Consider the following 526-nt stretch of genomic DNA (forward strand, 5'->3'; position numbering starts at 1 on the left):
TAATCATTTCCGGACGATCTGTCGCATTATCGTCTTTCCATGTTTTTGTACCCTCTACTTTTGTTTGGCCTACTTTTGTATTTGTGATGTCATAACCTTTTATTTCTGTTTGGTATCCAGCTACCGGTTGTTCTTTTACTTCATACTTGTATGCTTTTCCTTCTGCATCATATACCGCTAATTCTTTAAATTCATACTTCCAACCGCTTGCCGCGCTTACTTCTTGTGTGTTGATGACCTGACCATTTTGTAGTAGGTCTACCTTGATTGTTGAAGGACGATCTTTTGCGTTATCATCTTTCCACGTTTTCGTTCCCTCTACTTTTGTTTGACCTACTTTTGTATTTGTGATGTCGTAACCTTCTACTTTTGATTCATATCCAGCTACTGCTTGTTCTTTCACTTCATACTTATACGCTTTTCCTTCTGCATCATATGCTGCTAGATTTTCAAATGCGTACTTCCATTTTGTTTCTGCGCTTACTTCTTTTGTATCGATTACCTGGCCATTTTGTAGTAGGTCGAC

The 526-nt window shown here is 38.2% G+C and carries 1 protein-coding gene; it reads right to left on the reverse strand.

What is annotated here, in order from left to right; genetic code table 11:
- Positions 1-526 (reverse strand): Cna B-type domain-containing protein (locus CN373_RS24900; protein WP_133116054.1); only part of this gene is annotated, 526 nt, incomplete at both ends.

It is taken from the genome of Bacillus cereus (assembly GCF_002561295.1).
Lineage (GTDB): Bacteria > Bacillota > Bacilli > Bacillales > Bacillaceae_G > Bacillus_A > Bacillus_A cereus_S.